Origin of the sequence: Flavobacterium tructae, assembly GCF_002217475.1 — a bacterium.
Classification (GTDB): Bacteria; Bacteroidota; Bacteroidia; order Flavobacteriales; family Flavobacteriaceae; genus Flavobacterium; species Flavobacterium tructae.
Map to the genome: position 1 here is coordinate 25,279 of NZ_MUHH01000046.1, position 15,754 is coordinate 41,032.

General features: G+C 37.7%; 10 protein-coding genes. 6 read left to right on the forward strand and 4 right to left on the reverse strand.

Annotated features, from left to right (window positions below; translation table 11 throughout):
* The first annotated feature begins 70 nt into the window (after positions 1-70).
* Genes B0A80_RS18365 through B0A80_RS18390 form a run of 6 tightly spaced genes read left to right on the forward strand, consistent with a single transcriptional unit; the run spans position 71 to position 11,905 of the window.
* Complete coding sequence (locus B0A80_RS18365; protein ID WP_089078244.1) at positions 71-1,618, forward strand: eCIS core domain-containing protein; 1,548 nt, start codon at positions 71-73, stop codon at positions 1,616-1,618.
* 25 nt (positions 1,619-1,643) lie between these two features.
* Entirely contained in the window at positions 1,644-3,890 is a 2,247-nt protein-coding gene (locus B0A80_RS18370) for an eCIS core domain-containing protein (RefSeq protein ID WP_089078245.1), read from the forward strand.
* Between the two features lie 22 nt (positions 3,891-3,912).
* Positions 3,913-5,079 carry a hypothetical protein gene (locus B0A80_RS18375; RefSeq protein WP_124020588.1) on the forward strand — a complete coding sequence of 389 codons (1,167 nt, stop codon included), beginning with the start codon at positions 3,913-3,915 and terminating at the stop codon, positions 5,077-5,079.
* Between the two features lie 18 nt (positions 5,080-5,097).
* The gene (locus B0A80_RS21040; protein WP_233430774.1) at positions 5,098-9,318 is read left to right on the forward strand and encodes an eCIS core domain-containing protein; all 4,221 of its coding nucleotides are present in this window, start codon (positions 5,098-5,100) and stop codon (positions 9,316-9,318) included.
* 2 nt (positions 9,319-9,320) lie between these two features.
* Positions 9,321-10,547 carry a hypothetical protein gene (locus tag B0A80_RS18385; RefSeq protein WP_089078247.1) on the forward strand — a complete coding sequence of 409 codons (1,227 nt, stop codon included), beginning with the start codon at positions 9,321-9,323 and terminating at the stop codon, positions 10,545-10,547.
* A 53-nt stretch (positions 10,548-10,600) separates the two neighbouring features.
* Entirely contained in the window at positions 10,601-11,905 is a 1,305-nt protein-coding gene (locus B0A80_RS18390; protein WP_089078248.1) for an ATP-binding protein, read from the forward strand.
* Between the two features lie 27 nt (positions 11,906-11,932).
* On the opposite strand, the gene B0A80_RS18395 is transcribed toward B0A80_RS18390, so the two are convergent.
* Genes B0A80_RS18395 through B0A80_RS18405 form a run of 4 tightly spaced genes read right to left on the reverse strand, consistent with a single transcriptional unit; the run spans position 11,933 to position 15,694 of the window.
* Entirely contained in the window at positions 11,933-12,964 is a 1,032-nt protein-coding gene (locus tag B0A80_RS18395) for a redoxin domain-containing protein (RefSeq protein WP_089078249.1), read from the reverse strand.
* A gap of 55 nt (positions 12,965-13,019) precedes the next feature.
* Positions 13,020-13,523 (reverse strand): amidohydrolase family protein, encoded by a 504-nt coding sequence (locus B0A80_RS21045; RefSeq protein WP_233430775.1) that lies wholly within the window; start codon positions 13,521-13,523, stop codon positions 13,020-13,022.
* Positions 13,507-14,262 carry an amidohydrolase family protein gene (locus tag B0A80_RS21050; RefSeq protein ID WP_233430776.1) on the reverse strand — a complete coding sequence of 252 codons (756 nt, stop codon included), beginning with the start codon at positions 14,260-14,262 and terminating at the stop codon, positions 13,507-13,509. The genes B0A80_RS21045 and B0A80_RS21050 overlap by 17 nt, the downstream gene beginning before the upstream one ends.
* A 31-nt stretch (positions 14,263-14,293) precedes the next feature.
* Positions 14,294-15,694, reverse strand: a complete 1,401-nt coding sequence (locus tag B0A80_RS18405) for a RagB/SusD family nutrient uptake outer membrane protein (protein WP_233430777.1) — start codon at positions 15,692-15,694, stop codon at positions 14,294-14,296.
* Positions 15,695-15,754 lie beyond the last annotated feature (60 nt).

The window sequence follows — 15,754 nt, forward strand, 5'->3', positions numbered from 1 at the left end:
ATTCCGGAAAATTGATCCCGCAAAGGGTAAAGAAATATTTTTTTATTTCAAATAACAAAACAATGAAGTGATGAGAACGCTAGAAAATAAAAAGCCAATTGCTCAATCCTCCTCTTCTGCTTTTTTTGGGCCTAAAATCCAGAAAAAACTGAAAACCGGAACAGTCGGTGACCAGTTTGAGGTTGAGGCAGACCGGGTTGCCGATAAAGTAGTGAATAATAATTCGTCCGGAGGAAGTCTTCTGCAGTCGAAAGAAAACGTACAGCAAAAACCAATTGCAGAGACCATCTCTTCTGTTCAGAGTAAGGAAATCAAACAAGAGGAACCTGTACAGAAAAAATCCGATAAGAAAGAAGAAGAAAAACCAGTACAAAAGAAATCGGATAAGAAAGAGGAAGAGAAACCTGTACAGAAAAAATCCGACAAAAAAGAAGAAGAAAAACCGGTACAAAAAAAATCAGATAAAAAAGAAGAGGAAAAGCCGGTACAGAAGAAATCCGACAAGAAGGAAGAAGAAAAACCGGTACAAAAAAAATGTGCCGATTGTGAAAACGAAGAAAAAGTACAGTCTAAAGAGCAAAAAGAAGAAGACAAGGCTGTACAAAAGAAAGAGCAAAATCCCGATGCCGAAATCGAGAATAACGAACTTGAAGGAAAACTGGACCACTCAAAAGGCGGTGGAAATGGCTTAGACAAAAAAACCAAAAAAGAAATGGAATCGGGTTTTGGTGCAGATTTCAGCGATGTAAAAATTCACACTGATACTAATGCTGTCCAAATGAGTCAGGAATTGGGAGCACAAGCTTTCACCAATGGTAACGATGTCTATTTTAACAAAGGAAAATACAACCCCGATTCCCGGGAGGGAAAACATTTGCTGGCACATGAATTAACCCATACCATTCAGCAAACCGGAGCTGTACAAAAATCCGTCGAACCTTCTGCAACTGCAGCTGAAGATTTAGAATCTCCTCGTTTTAAAGGAGATTACAAGTTAGAGCAAACACACGATGATTTAGATTATCTCGCTACCGGATGTAAGGGAGAACCTGTACAAAAAGTACAATCGGGTTTAATGGATTTAGGTTATCAGCTTCCTAAATTCGGTGCTGATGGTGATTTTGGCAGTGAAACACGAGCAGCTGTATTCCAATTTCAATCCGATAATGGACTGAGCTACGATGGAGTTGTTGGCGTACAAACCATTGGCCGTTTAGATGATATTTATGTTGGAAAAGGCTCAGGCCCGGGCAAAGACAAAAAGAAAAAACCACCAAAGAAAAAAGACAAAAAGACCTGCGATATAACGAATATATTTCACTTCTCCTCAGATCCGGTTCATATTGAAACATTACAAACAGATGGTGATTGTAAATCATTTTCTATCTCATTAACAACGACAAGAAATAAAAGTGAGAACCCCTGTTCAAGTTACAGCGTCGAAATTATTGATTCCACAGGGAAAAGTTTAATGAAACCAACCTCATTCAAAATTGGCGGTACAGTTCCGATTAATTTCACCGCCCCAACAGCAGGCAAGTTCAGCATGATCATTGGAACTCCTGCTTCCTGTGGAGAGAATGCTTTTAAAGGTGTGGGATCAAAACACAGACATTAATAAAATCAAGTACCGTTAACGACACATGGGAGCTTTTAACCAAAAATCAAAATCCAGTCCTTCCGGACCATCCGCCTTTAATTCAAGGCAGGGTGAGGATTTTTTTGGTGTACAGACCAAGCTCAGTATCGGAAAATCGAATGACAAATATGAAGTTGAAGCCGACAAAGCTGCCGATCAAATTGTCTCCAAAAAACAAAATACGAAGCCGGAAACCTTTTTTAGTTCATCTCCTCTAGTTCAAAAAAAATCCTTAGCAGAACAATGTACACCTGTTACGCAATTAAAAACGGAACAGGAAGAAACACTTCAAAATAAAACGGAAACGGCTGCCATTGAAGCTCCTAAGGAAGTCGAAAAAAATCCGATTTCAAAACCACTGATTCAGCAGAAAAAAACAGAAGAGGAAGTTCAGACCAAAGAAGAGGAACAGGAAATTCAGAAAAGTGCAGAAACTGAAACAAGTCCAACAAATACGGCATCGCTGGAAAGCAAACTTCAGAGTAGTAAAGGCGGTGGTTCTCCCATGGCCAATACCACTCAAAACCAAATGGAATCCGGCTTTGGAGCCAATTTCAGCAAGGTGAGAATCCACAACGATTCAAATGCTGTTCAAATGAACAAGGAATTAGGTTCGCAGGCTTTTGCCAACGGAAACGATGTTTATTTTAACGAAGGAAAATACAACCCCGATTCTCAGGAAGGGAAGCACCTGTTAGCACACGAGCTTACGCACACGATACAGCAAGGCAATAAACCCAACATTCAAAAACAGAATCCTCCAAGCAATTTAGACAGTCTAAACGAAATGCTGGACAGCTTCAATGTTCCTGAAGATGACGTTATTACAATGTGTTCTCAACTTAACGATACCGAAAAAGCAACTGTATTAGGCAATAGTAGTTACAAAACCAGAATGGCTGCAGCACTTGATGTAGCCCAAATGATCAGAGCAGTTAATAATTTAGGAGCTCCTCTGAATACAAAACTGGAATGGGTAAATGCCGCCGCTACCTTTGGAACATTTTTTATGGACTACAGTGAAATCAAAGGAATGGTAACCGCTGCCGATCAACCGCAAAGAGATGTTTTAAAAACCGATGTCTGGAAAAGCTTTTTTGTTGGCGTTTGTACTAATGCCAATATGATAGAAGCTCTCGATGACTTACAATTTGATTTAATAACAAAATTAGTATGGCTTAAAGCGGAGGTCTTTTCAGCCAGTTGGTCCATCGACTATTCAAACATAAAACCTTGGGTCACCAGTACCACGACTAACCAAACCGAAAGAGATGCCTTAAAAACACATACCGATGTGGGTATGAATTTCTTTGTAGACGTTTGCGACAATGTCACTATGATTGAAGCCTTAAACGATTTGCAATATGACCTGGTTACCAAACTGACCTGGCTGAACGCCGAAATGTTCATAACGAGATTCGAACTCAATTATACTACTATAAAACCATGGATCATACATTCCAGTACAGACCAGGCACAAAAAGACGCTTTAAAAACACCTCTTTGGAAAGATTTTTTTAGCGCCGTTTGTGATAATACCACAATGGTTGAAGCTGTAACCGATCTCAATTTTGACATTGTAACACAATTAGACTGGATTAACTTCGAAGGTTCCGATTTCATTCCGAAACTTACCTGGCTTCTTAATCACAGTACCGATTATGATGTCATTAGAAATGAAATATTAAATGCCTCTCCCGGCGACAGACAGGCTGCATTGGCAGATGCCAGCATCAGAAGCTTAATCAATTCAAGACTGACAGCTCCGGTTTCTGTTGCCGTTTTCTCTCATCTGTTATTGGGTTCAATGTATTGGAGAAACCCTCCTAATAATGATTTCTTTGCCTATTTTGTGACTAATGGCGGTTCAGGAACACTTCCGGCTGCTGCCACTATGAACTGTTGGGAAAGCATCATGTATGCTGCTTATCTGTCTAACCGAATTAATGCTTCCTGGATTCAGACCTTCTATAATAATGCATTTAGTTCCGGCGGAGATCCAAATGTTTTGATATGGAGTCAATTAGGTTGGAACAGCGGTCTGCCTACCTATCCGGGTACGACGCCAACTGTCGGGCAATTAATTTTTTATACTACATCCGGCGACCCTTACCCGGGACACGTGGCAATGGCAATCGACGGAACCCACGTCATCAGTTTATGGTCAGAGCCTCATAATAATTATTTTATACAACGGGTCGACATTACCGTATTTTCAGGAGTAATTCAAATTTCTAATCCACCTTGGTAAATTGTTTAATCAAATTATGAAAATGGCTTTATCTTTATTATTAATTTTAGTATTTACCAATTGTCAAAACGTTTCTAAAATGAATCCGGAAAACAAACATGACCTTACTTTTAAAATTGTCTATAAACAATCGATAGATTCCGTACCCGCTTTATCAAAATATCCTACAATCGGTAAAAACGGACACGAATATTCTCGCATAGACATCCCAAACCCTGAACTTTCATTTCCCAGAAAATATATGGAATTGTATGGAACTTCAGAGGCATTAATTGGTCGATATGTTTCTGAGAATGGTACACGGGACAATCATTTTTTCTCTGTCCTCAATGATTCTTTTAACTACCATTCCGATTCTGATGTTATTGATGTAGCTATTACTGCAAATGGAGATTTTCTAAAGTTAACTTCTGACTTCCTGTATATCGTAAAAAAAGATAATGTCAAAATTCAGCATCCTTTAAAAGGAATGAAAATCATCCTCTCAGAAAACAAAGACATTTGGGTAATTGGGATCAGTAATGTGTGGCTGATTGAAGGTGATTATACAAAAGTCAAAGTCCTTGAATGGTTCGGCGGTATTCATACCGTTTCTTATCAAAATGCGCTCTATTGCATCGATAATTCTAAAAGCACAATTGTTTCTTTAGATACAAAAGGTATGGTTACCAATGAGAAAACAGTACAAAACTTCGGGCCCTTTGAAAAGCTCGCCGGCTTCTGGGACAATAAATATATTACCCTTGAAGGTACTACTTTCAGATGGTATGAAGAAGCTGTTCTGAAAAGAAAAATAGCCCTTCAGTCTGCCGGTATTTTAAATAATGGTGAAGTATTTATTTCTTATACCGAAAACAAAAAAACCTACTTAAAAACCAATACCATATCTAAAGAATGGGAGGTTCCCGAAGATTCTAAAAGTTACATTCTTCCCATTGTTTTCGAAAAAGGAGATTCCTACTTCGGTTATCATTTGAACAGCTGTGGTGAATTCAGTAAAAAAGATAAAAAGGCACAAGAAACAAACCATATTGATGAAAAGGTCTATGAAAAAACCATATTGCCTTATCGATGGAAAATTGGGCAGAGCCGTTATTTTAACATTCCTGATTACAATACATTGCGGGTATCCTTAACGGGTCCCAAAGAAATTGTTCTGATTGAAATTGACAATGCTGTTTTGAAATAGTTAAACATCTCAATAATTATGACTGCTTTTACTAAAAAATCTGCTCATTCCCAGAATCATGCTGCTTCAGTAAATGAGAAAGGTAATGATGCATTTTTTGGTGTACAGGCAAAACTCAGCATCGGCAAATCAAATGATAAATATGAAGCGGAAGCCGATAAAGTAGCAGATCAGATAGTCTCTAAAACGACTAAAAATAATCCTGAACCGTTTTTCAGCCCATCACCCATAGTTCAAAATAAATCAGATGAGGTACAGAAAAAGGAGGAAACCACTCCTCAAAAATCAATAGCCGAAAACCTCTCTCCCGTTGTTCAGTTAAAATCAGAAAAAGAAGAAAAGGAAACCGTTGTTCCTGAAAAAGCAACTGTCGAAGAAACCCCTCAGCATAAAACCGAAGTTCCTCAAAACGAAACGGCTAAAACTACCGAAACCATTTCTGTTCCAAAACCAATTGTTCAGCAAAAGAAAGCCGAAGAAGAGGTTCAAACTAAAGAAGAAGAGGAAATTCAATCCAAAGAAGACGAAAAAGAGCTTCAAATGAGCGCCGGTACCGATGCAAGTCCTTCCGATGATTCTAATCTCGAAAACAATTTAAATCGTAGTAAAGGCAGTGGTTCACCACTTTCTGGAAACACCAGAACAGAGATGGAATCCGGTTTCGGGGCTGACTTCGGCAAGGTAAAAGTCCACAACGATTCAAATGCCGTTCAAATGAACAAAGAATTAGGATCACAGGCATTTGCGAACGGAAATGACATTTACTTTAACGAAGGCAAATACAATACAAATTCAACAGCCGGAAAGCATCTTTTAGCACACGAATTGACACACACCTTACAGCAAGGCGCCAGTGCCGTCCAGCCTAAAATGATTCAGAAAACGCCAACTGCTGCAACTCCTGTTACTACAGCATCAGCCAGTAGTGAACGTATTTCTTTACAGACACCAACATTTACGCCACCGGAAGCAATTGCCACTCAGATTGAGGCAGCGGGAAACAGAGGCGCTGAGGTTAATGTAACCTTTGGTCAATGGGCATCAGGTGTAATCAAAATGAAAAAAAATACAGACGGTACCTACAATACAAAAGACAATAGACAAAGCATAAATCTTAATATTAGTTATTTAAGTCCGCTTACAAGTATAAATATTACCCCGGTTTTAGCCATTCAAATAGAAAACAATAATATAAATGGTTATATTACAGTAAAAACAGGAGATCGGTTAGTTGGAAATCCGGCCGGACTTATTAATGCCATTAAAGACAATAGCGAAACTTTCGGTTGGATTGGAATTGACGTTACAAGTGTTCCAAACGTGCAAAACAGCATTGAAGGCGGAAATCTGACCTTAACAGCAAATGGAATTCCTGTTCAATTGGGAGGATTTGTAAATGCAACTCTTGACTTTGGAATTCAGGGTGAGGCTATCACATTCAGAGCCAGTGGAAGTATTGAAGTTCCTAACTTAAGTCCTACTCAAATTACAATTGAGCGTAATGCCGAAGGAAACGTAACCGGCGAAATTGATTTGGCTGTCAATATGGCTAATTTTAACGGTAGCATTCATGCTGCTTTTTTAAATGGAACTTTTGATATCAGGGGTACTGTAGGCTATCAAACCGAAAAAATAAGTGGTCAGGTAACTTTGTTGGTGACCGATGCTGCAACAGCCAGAAATGCTGCTTTAAGCCAGCTCGATCCTACTCAAATTGATGAAAGTGCGAGGGAAACAAATGGAATTCCTGAAGCAAACAGTGGACCAACGCCAGGCCCCAGAGCTATGGCAGGCTGGGGTGAAGTCGATTTTAGCTTTACCGAATGGATGACAGGCAGAGCGATGGTTATTATTGATAATGAAGGCCATGTCACTATTCATGGAGAAATAACGCCACCTGCAGAAGTAGAATTATTTGCTCAACGAGATTATATAAGAGAATTTTTTACTGTTGAGGTCCGTACCATGTATGGAGTTCCATTGGTCGGTAACGTTTTCTTATTTGCTAATATTGGCTTAGAAGCTCTGGCGAAAATAGGTCCGGCGAAAATTTATAACATCAGGGCAGTGGGAACTTATTCTACAGATCCGGCAGTATTTAATGATTTTAGTCTTTCCGCCTCTTTCAATATGTCAATGTTTGCAGGACTGCGACTGCGAGCAGAAGGAGGACTAGGGGTTGAATTACTGGGTCATGATATAAAAGTAGGTGTTGGTGTTAATGCATTAGCCGGAATTAGAGGATATGTTGATGCCACCCCAACGATAGGTTACAGAGAAACTGCATCTCCTGAAGCCGGAAGACAAGGAGAGTTTTACATACACGGGCATGCCGAAATGGCTGCACAGCCTTTCTTAGCATTAGGTGGTGATTTGTTTGTTGAACTGGACAGTCCGTGGTGGTCTCCTGCACCAGATGATAAATGGACCTGGCCTTTAGGTGAATTAGAATATCCTTTGCCGGGAGAATTTGGTATTGGCGCTGATGTAGATTACGTTTTAGGTTCTGACGAATTACCTGAAGTTGAATTTGCACCTGTTGATTTTAACTCAGATAAATTCATGACCGATTTAATGAATGACCACGTCCCTCCTGCCCAATCTACAGATGCAGAGCACCCGGCAGAATTTCAGGAAGGAGCAGCCGGAGGAGAAGGAAGTGCGACTCCTCAGGTCACAGACTCAACTGGAAATCCTAATGCCGGAACAACCGGAACACCACCAGGTGCAGATGCTCCGCCAAACCCACCAACACCCGAAGTTCTGGCACATTGGGGTGATGGATTACAAGCATTACGAGCCTTGGCTACAACATCCGAAAACCACCCTTTAACACAAGCTCAAGTTACAGCCGAATTAAACCCAATCAGAACCAGACATCATTTCACTCATTTAACAGCAAGAAGAAACGGTGAAAATTGGAATATTGATGCGGAAATGCCAAATATCAACAATCACAACACTCCAATTTTAGTAAAAGGAGTAAGAGGAGTTGGCGAAGAAGAAAATGGAGAGGTGAATGGAGAAACTAATGCTGTAAAAGGTGAGATACTACAAATAGAAAGACCTTTTGATGAGACGGATGGAGACAGACATACTTTACGCTTTAGAGATAATCATAATGCGATTCAGCTTATGGTTCATAGTGATCCTAAAGACATCTTTGAATATTTGCATTCCGATGAAGTCGACCAAAACGATAGTACCGTAAGAGATGCGATAAGGTTGGCTACAGAAATAAGAACTATGGCTAATAATGCTGCAAATACCAGCGGGGTCATCCCTAATTTAAACTCAAAAATGAGAGAACTCAGTGAGATGATGAGTCATATCAGAGGTAATCTCAGACGATATTTACCTGCAAATCCGGTATATAATTATCAGCCACAAGGCAACAAAGCACATAAGGCAGAGGTAACTTTACTATCGGCAAACAGATCGGGTGGTACGGAGCCCGGAGGTTCATTTGTACAAGGCTGGGAAGCCATTCAAACGGGAGGTCTGACAAGGGGTGCCGGTCATTGGAAAAGACTCCATCTTATCAATCAGGGTTTTGGAGGATTTGGAGTTCCTGAAAATCTAACACCGGGAACAACATCAAACAATTCTTCTTATGATAACAGGTTTGATGATCCTGTAAAAAACTTAATTGGAAGTCGCCCCAATGATCCAACAAAACAAGGTGTAGTGAAAATTGTTGCTGAAGTAGACAGTTATTACAGCGGACCTTTCCCGGCTAATGTTAGTGCTCCCTTAGGAGGACCTTTAGACGTCAAGGATCCTACTAACAGAGTCACAAGAGATAACTACGCTCAGCATATAAAATTTGAAGCCTGGGAGTACAATTACGTCAATAGAAGCTGGGAATTAGGAAATAAATTTGTGGATGCCGGTTTGGATATTGATTTGCCTGACTGGAATTCGGTTAATCCTCCTGTAATTGGAGTGGGTACCAGAAGTGAAATTGTACGAGCCTACAACTCGCTTCAACCAAGAGATAAATATAGGGTTGACTCACAGCTTAGCTCATCATTTGAAAGTATTCTAACTGATACCGTAATGGATATCATAAGAAGTAGAACATACAGTAATGTTACTGATTTTAGAAATGCTATAACAGCTGAAGTAAGTGCTCCATCAACTCCGTCAGGCCGCAGAACACCAGAAACCATAACCAGATTAAATGAAGTAAAAAACATCATCCCAATTATGGTCAATGCTAACGTATTAAAATTCTAACTATGGAAAATATACTTCTTGAAATAAAAGAACTTTCAGATTTAATGCTAAAGAAGGATCACTCTCATACTGTAAAACTAAGTCCTCCTGTGGCCGGCAGTAAATTAAAAAAACTAGCTGCTGAATTAAATTTAAACGACTCTTTATTATCATTTTATAAAACTACAAATGGACTTTTTATATCATGGTTTTCTGATGTTGATATTTTGTGTTTTGGTAAACTTAATATTCCCAAATTAGAAACATTGTCAGATTATTTGACAAAAGTAGAGAAAACAGACCTTAAAGAATATTCAGCCTTCATACAAAAAGGATACATCCCTTTTGATGTCGACATCATTAACAAATTTGTAACTTTCATAAAGCCAATAAAGGAAAATTACGAAATCATAAGAATGAGCCCCGATTTTAACGAAGTTACATTAAACTGTACTTTAGAATCTTACTTGAATTTAGGAATTAAGACAGGTGGACTTTACCATTGGCAGAATTATATCTCAGAGGAGGTTTTCAATCACTTCACCAAATACAATAACGATTTCTTTTACTACTTAGTCAACACAAAGTTGAGACCTGAAATACTTGAGTCGTTCTTTAGTGATTCAGACACCAAAACAAAATCATTCCCTTCTATTGGAGGTGCTAAATTTAAAATACCGGAAAATCATAAAATTACAGTACATAAAGAAAACCTTGGGTGCTCCAACATTGAAATTAGAAGAGCCGAAATCGCAATAAAAGGCAAACTAAACACCAATTTTGTTTTGTATCATTATCGAAGAAATGGACTGGAAATCAACTGGAAATCAGAAACCTACTTCGCTAATTTTCAAATGCTGCCAATTGAAACCATTTTTGGAGGAGTTCTTCATGCTCAAGAAAGAATTTGGGATAATAACTACTTTAAGTTCATTAATGCGGATAAAAGTTTTGAAAAAAAACTGAGTAAGTTTTATCCTTTAATAATTGAAGAGTCCGGAGATACTGTTTTTTCTATTGAAAATGAAAAAATTAGTCTTTATATTATTTCTTCCTCTTTTGAACCTCAAAAAATAAACCTTTCTTTCGAGATATTCATAGAAAAACTATATAGTTGTGGAGGAATTAGCGGATGGCAAAACCTGTTTATTGATGAATACACTGAAAAAAATCCCTTGTATAAAGATATTTTAAAGGGAATTGAACACTGTTTTCCTGCTCTTAATCTAATCGATTTTCTTAAAAATTAAAAAAATAAAGTCCCGATTATAAATTCAATAACAATAGTCAAAACAAAAAGATCATGGAACTTATACTTCAGTTTCTTAAAACCCAATTTCAATTTCAGCTTGATACACTTTTTCAAGCCGAAAACCCAACTGCAAAACCTGTTTTAATTCAACTGGATTCCAACGGGTTTATCAACGAATTTATCATTGAAAATAACCTCACCCAAACAGATACTCTCTTATTGGGATTAGCTCTTGTACACCATATCAAACCTGACTTTTTAAGTTCGATTATTGCGGAATATTTACCCAACGGAGGAGAACTACCCGAATTTGGAGGTGTAAAATCAAAAAACCACCGTGGTATTTTACCAACAGGCGAAACCGCTCAGTTTCTGATAGCGGGAAATGATCTTGACGCCCGAATTTCTTTCTATAATTACCTGCACAATCAATCCTTTCTTTATCAAAAAAGAATTATTAAAATAGAATCTGTTCCAAATGGAGAACCTAAACTGAGTGGTTTACTGATTCTTGAAGACGAATACATCGAAAAATTCATCACCGGAAAAATCCTAAAACCTCAGCTTAGCAGCATTTTCCCTGCTCAGCTAATTGAAACCGCATTAGACTGGGGTGATCTTGTCCTCAATTCTTCGACTTTAAATCAAATTAAAGAAATAGAAACCTGGCTTAAATTTAATGAGATTCTGCTCCACGAATGGAACATGAAAGCCACAATTAAACCAGGTTTCAGAGTCATGTTTTATGGTGCACCGGGAACCGGGAAAACTCTTACGGCCTCACTTCTTGGAAAATATACACAGAGAGATGTCTACCGAATTGACTTGTCTATGGTGATTTCGAAATACATTGGCGAAACCGAAAAAAATCTGTCCTCCCTTTTTGACAAAGCAGCCGATAAAGACTGGATTCTCTTTTTTGACGAAGCCGATGCCGTTTTCGGAAAAAGAACTAATGTAAGAGATGCTCATGATAAATACGCCAATCAGGAAGTGTCGTACCTGCTGCAGCGTATCGAGAATCATCCGGGTTTAGTTATTCTGGCTTCTAATTTTAAGACCAATATTGACACAGCCTTTACCCGAAGATTTCAATCCATAATCGAATTCGAGGTACCTTCTTCCCGTGAACGTTTACAACTTTGGGAGAACAACCTGCCTAAAGGAATCAAAATTGCTGAAGATGTAAACCTTAGTGAGATTTCAAAAAAATACGAGATTACCGGTGCTAATATTGTAAACATTATTCAATATGCCTGTCTGCGAACATTAGAAGATCAAAACGAAAATATTAATCTACATCATCTTCTTCAAGGGATTAAAAAAGAATATGTCAAAGAAGGCAAAATGATGTAAGCTAACCTTCTCTACTTACGAAATAAACTAGCGAACACCAGCTTCTTTTAACCAGTTTTTTAATCCTTCATCTGATGGTCTTGGGGCATTTGGATCTACAATATTGCCTTGCGGATCTATCAGGATGAATCTTGGGATGCCACTTACTTCATAGGCAGCCTCAAAAGAAGTATCACCATTAGCAAACAATTGTACACCCGTTAATTGAAGATCTCCCACCATTTTTTTCCATTTATCATGATCTTTTACGCGATCAGTCGAAATACTGACAAATACAATATTCTGATTATGAAATTCTTTTTCAACAGTTTTAAGAAAAGGAATTTCTTTTTTACACGGCCCACACCAGGTGGCCCATAGATCAATATAAACAAACTTACCTTTAAAATCGTCCAGAGAAGTTTTGGAGCCGTCAAAATTCTCATAATTGAAGAATTTTGGCGAAACTTTTCCTTTTGGAAGAATTTCCTCCTGGTGTTTTTTTAGGTTGGTAGTTTTGTTATATCTGGCGACACAACTTTTTCTGAATTCTTCGGAATCCTTTTTTTCAAACGCAATGAAAGAAGCATCCAGTCCTTTGGTCTCCGCAATAAGTTTTTGATAACCCGCCACAATTTCATCTATTTTGGTGATAAATTCATCTTTCTCTAATTTAAAAATAGATTTATCAGCAGTCGCTTTTTCAGTATACAAGGCTTTCTTAAATAAATAGTTGTTAGGTATAGCTCCCTCCCCTTTGCACGTCATTGTTTCATCCCATTGTTTGGTGTCAAAAGTAATTTTCAAATTGTAACCATTTTTAAGATAAAAGAAACCTTGCTCTTTACCATCAAATAGTCCATAGTAACCTTCTTTTACGCTAAGTGTATCAGAAAAAGTCCCGTCTTTCTTAACGTTAATTTTTTTAAGTGGAGTTCTGTTCTTAAAAACAAGCAAAGAATCTGAATTTTTATCTGTAATTTTTCCGGACAAAGTCACATAGTCTTTTGTGCTTTTCTGTGCAAAACAATTTAAACTAAGAATAAGAATTATAATTCTTAAACAATACCATTTCTTCATTAGATTTTTCTTTTAAACTTTATTATACATTTCTTTTTTAAGGAGTTCCGGAAAATTATTCTTTCTTATAAATAATTCCGGACTTCACGGTCATAAAACCGTCTTTTAGATTTTCAATATTTTGTACAGGATCAGAATTGGTTATATAAAGATCTGCGCGTTTACCCACAGCTATGACACCTCTGTCTTCTACCCCAATGCTCTCTGCTCCAATTTTAGTAGCACTTATCAGAACATCTTTGTTGGTAAAACCACAGCTGTCTGTCAATATCTTTATCTCTTTGAATAACGGAACAATATTATCTTTTTCGAATAAATAAGGCCAATCTGTTCCTGTAGAAACCTTAACTCCAAGTTCATGAGCTCTTTTAGTTATTTTCATCCCATCAAAAAGTTTATTGTTGTTTCCCATGTAATTGGTTGCATCCAGTATCACATTGTTTGCTTTCATCAGGAGTAACAACTTGTCCATTTTTGTAGTATCGATGGCTGGTATTTTTTTCGAGTGATCCATTTTCCCTGAAGAAAATCCATAGGGTATATCAAAGGCATGCGACATCGAATTTACTTTGGCAGCAGCAACATCTGTTGGTGTGGCAGGGAATACTGCTGCATGGCTCCAACTCTGTAATCCCTGTTTTTTTTGCTTTTTTTACAATCTTTCTAATCATGCGGGCACTTAAATCATTATATATCTTTATTCCGGTTACACCTGCCCCTTTTGCTTCTGCCACGACCATTTTAATATTTGTGGTATCAGTAATAGTACGTTGCCATGGGGTATCTTTTTCTGTAGTATACTTTCTCATCGAATTAAAATAATCTGGTCCTGCAAACTGAGCTGCATAAAAAATGGAAGGCGCCGGCAGTTGATTCAGGGTACTCACTTGTTTGTAATCCGCAAGAATAATTGCATTTCCTGTCATATCCCTAACCGTTGTTATACCGGCATAAATCATTTTAGAAAGCTGATCCTCCATGTATTTAGTACTCTTTTCTCTAGTGAGATTAGGAGCTGTTGCCAGATGAACGTGTGCATCTATTAATCCGGGCATAACATATTTTCCGGTGATATCAATTATTGTTGCTCCGGGATACTCGCTAAAATTATCAGTATACAAGATATCAGCAATTTGATTCCCTTTAATAATGATACTGCCTGTCTTTAAGTCAAATTTATCGTCAAAAACAAATCCGTTCTTCAGTATTGTTACTTTTATGTTTACCTCCTTTTGTGAGTACCCGATTATTAGGTTAAATGCCGAAAACAAAAAGATTAGAACCAGTTTTTTTTGCATACAAGAGAGTTTTTATAATATTGATAATAGATTAATACCCCGGATTTTGTGCAATGCCGGAACGATCAATTTCAGTCTGCGGGATAGGCAATGCAAATCGATTAGCATTCGCTGATAAACCGGTACCATCTGCTCTTTTAAAGCCTAATCCAAGTCTTTTAAGATCGGTAAATCTAAAGCCTTCAAAGGCTAATTCTCTTCTTCTCTCGTTTAAAACTTCTTTACCCAGATCAGCTCCAGAGTAATCTCCTAACCCTCTGGCATTTCTCAATTTATTGAGGTTAATTAATGCTGATGCATTGTCACTACCCCGTAAGTACGATTCTGCCAATATTAAGTATAGTTCTGGTACTCTCATTAGTTTTAAATCTATATTACCGGGATCTGATGCCGAGGCATTTGTTGTTCGGGTTCCTGCTTGTTTTTTAGGATAATAACTGTTTGCGATAGTAGGATGATTTTTAAAATATACTGTAAATCGTAAATCTTTAGTTTTATCGTAAAGATTGATTAAATCGGTCGATACTAAATAAGGATAACTTGAAAGAACCGGTATGGCAAAAAGTGCCGCATTTTGTCCCATTTCAGTATTTTCAAAACGTATTCTGAAAATAATTTCACCGGAATCATCCTTATCCCATTCCTTTTGCAAAGCAGCCAGTGTGTTATCTAATTTATATCTGGCATCTGTTAATGCCAGATTACTGTATACAATTGCATTTTTGTAATCAGCTGTCTCATGACATACGCGGGCGGCTAATGCATAAATAGCCGTCTTAGAAATTCTATAGGAGTTAACTGTATTGGTAGTTAAAGCTGCCGCTTCATTCAAGTCGGCCTGAATAAACTGAATTACTTCAGCTGTAGTGTTTCTGGGTTTTACATCTAATAATTTATCTGTTTCAAATCGATAAGGTACTGACAAAGCCTTTTTATCAATAGTATAAGCAGGAGAATAAAAGCGGTATAAATTGTAATACAATAGGGCTCTAATACCTAACGCTTCTCCCAAGAAAGCATTTTTATTAGGTAGCGAACTGGCTCTTGCCATTTTTATAATCGTATTCACACTATTAATGGCCTGATAGGAAATTCTCCAAAATCCCTCCACATTACCGGTTGTACTATTGTATGCCAGTGGATAGATGTTCCCTGAACTGTTATCAAAACTGAAGTCTTTTGAATTTGAAGAACCTAAAAGATCGTCACTAATAGCTTCCGGAATAGTATAAATTCCAAAATAATACCCGTAGAAATCTTGTTTCATAACGGCGTAAACGCCGTCTAAGGCACTTCTAAAACCGCCTTCTGTCTGAAAAAGTGTTTCCGGAGCCAATTGATCCAGAGGTTCTTTGTTGATAATATCATTAGAGCAGCTGCTAAAAAAAGTAACTATCACTGCCGAAAAAAATAATTTTATATTTGTCTTCATATGTTGTTCTTCATTTTTTTTCTGTTGAATAAATATTCTTTTATCATTATTGTTAGCGGA

Coding starts and splice junctions, on each gene's coding strand:
- B0A80_RS18390 (WP_089078248.1), top strand. CDS start 10,601: ATGGAACTTATACTTCAGTTTCTTAAAACCCAATTTCAATTTCAGCTT.
- B0A80_RS18375 (WP_124020588.1), top strand. CDS start 3,913: ATGGCTTTATCTTTATTATTAATTTTAGTATTTACCAATTGTCAAAAC.
- B0A80_RS18405 (WP_233430777.1), bottom strand. CDS start 15,694: ATGAAGACAAATATAAAATTATTTTTTTCGGCAGTGATAGTTACTTTT.
- B0A80_RS18395 (WP_089078249.1), bottom strand. CDS start 12,964: ATGAAGAAATGGTATTGTTTAAGAATTATAATTCTTATTCTTAGTTTA.
- B0A80_RS21050 (WP_233430776.1), bottom strand. CDS start 14,262: ATGCAAAAAAAACTGGTTCTAATCTTTTTGTTTTCGGCATTTAACCTA.
- B0A80_RS18365 (WP_089078244.1), top strand. CDS start 71: ATGAGAACGCTAGAAAATAAAAAGCCAATTGCTCAATCCTCCTCTTCT.
- B0A80_RS18370 (WP_089078245.1), top strand. CDS start 1,644: ATGGGAGCTTTTAACCAAAAATCAAAATCCAGTCCTTCCGGACCATCC.
- B0A80_RS21045 (WP_233430775.1), bottom strand. CDS start 13,523: ATGTCGCATGCCTTTGATATACCCTATGGATTTTCTTCAGGGAAAATG.
- B0A80_RS18385 (WP_089078247.1), top strand. CDS start 9,321: ATGGAAAATATACTTCTTGAAATAAAAGAACTTTCAGATTTAATGCTA.
- B0A80_RS21040 (WP_233430774.1), top strand. CDS start 5,098: ATGACTGCTTTTACTAAAAAATCTGCTCATTCCCAGAATCATGCTGCT.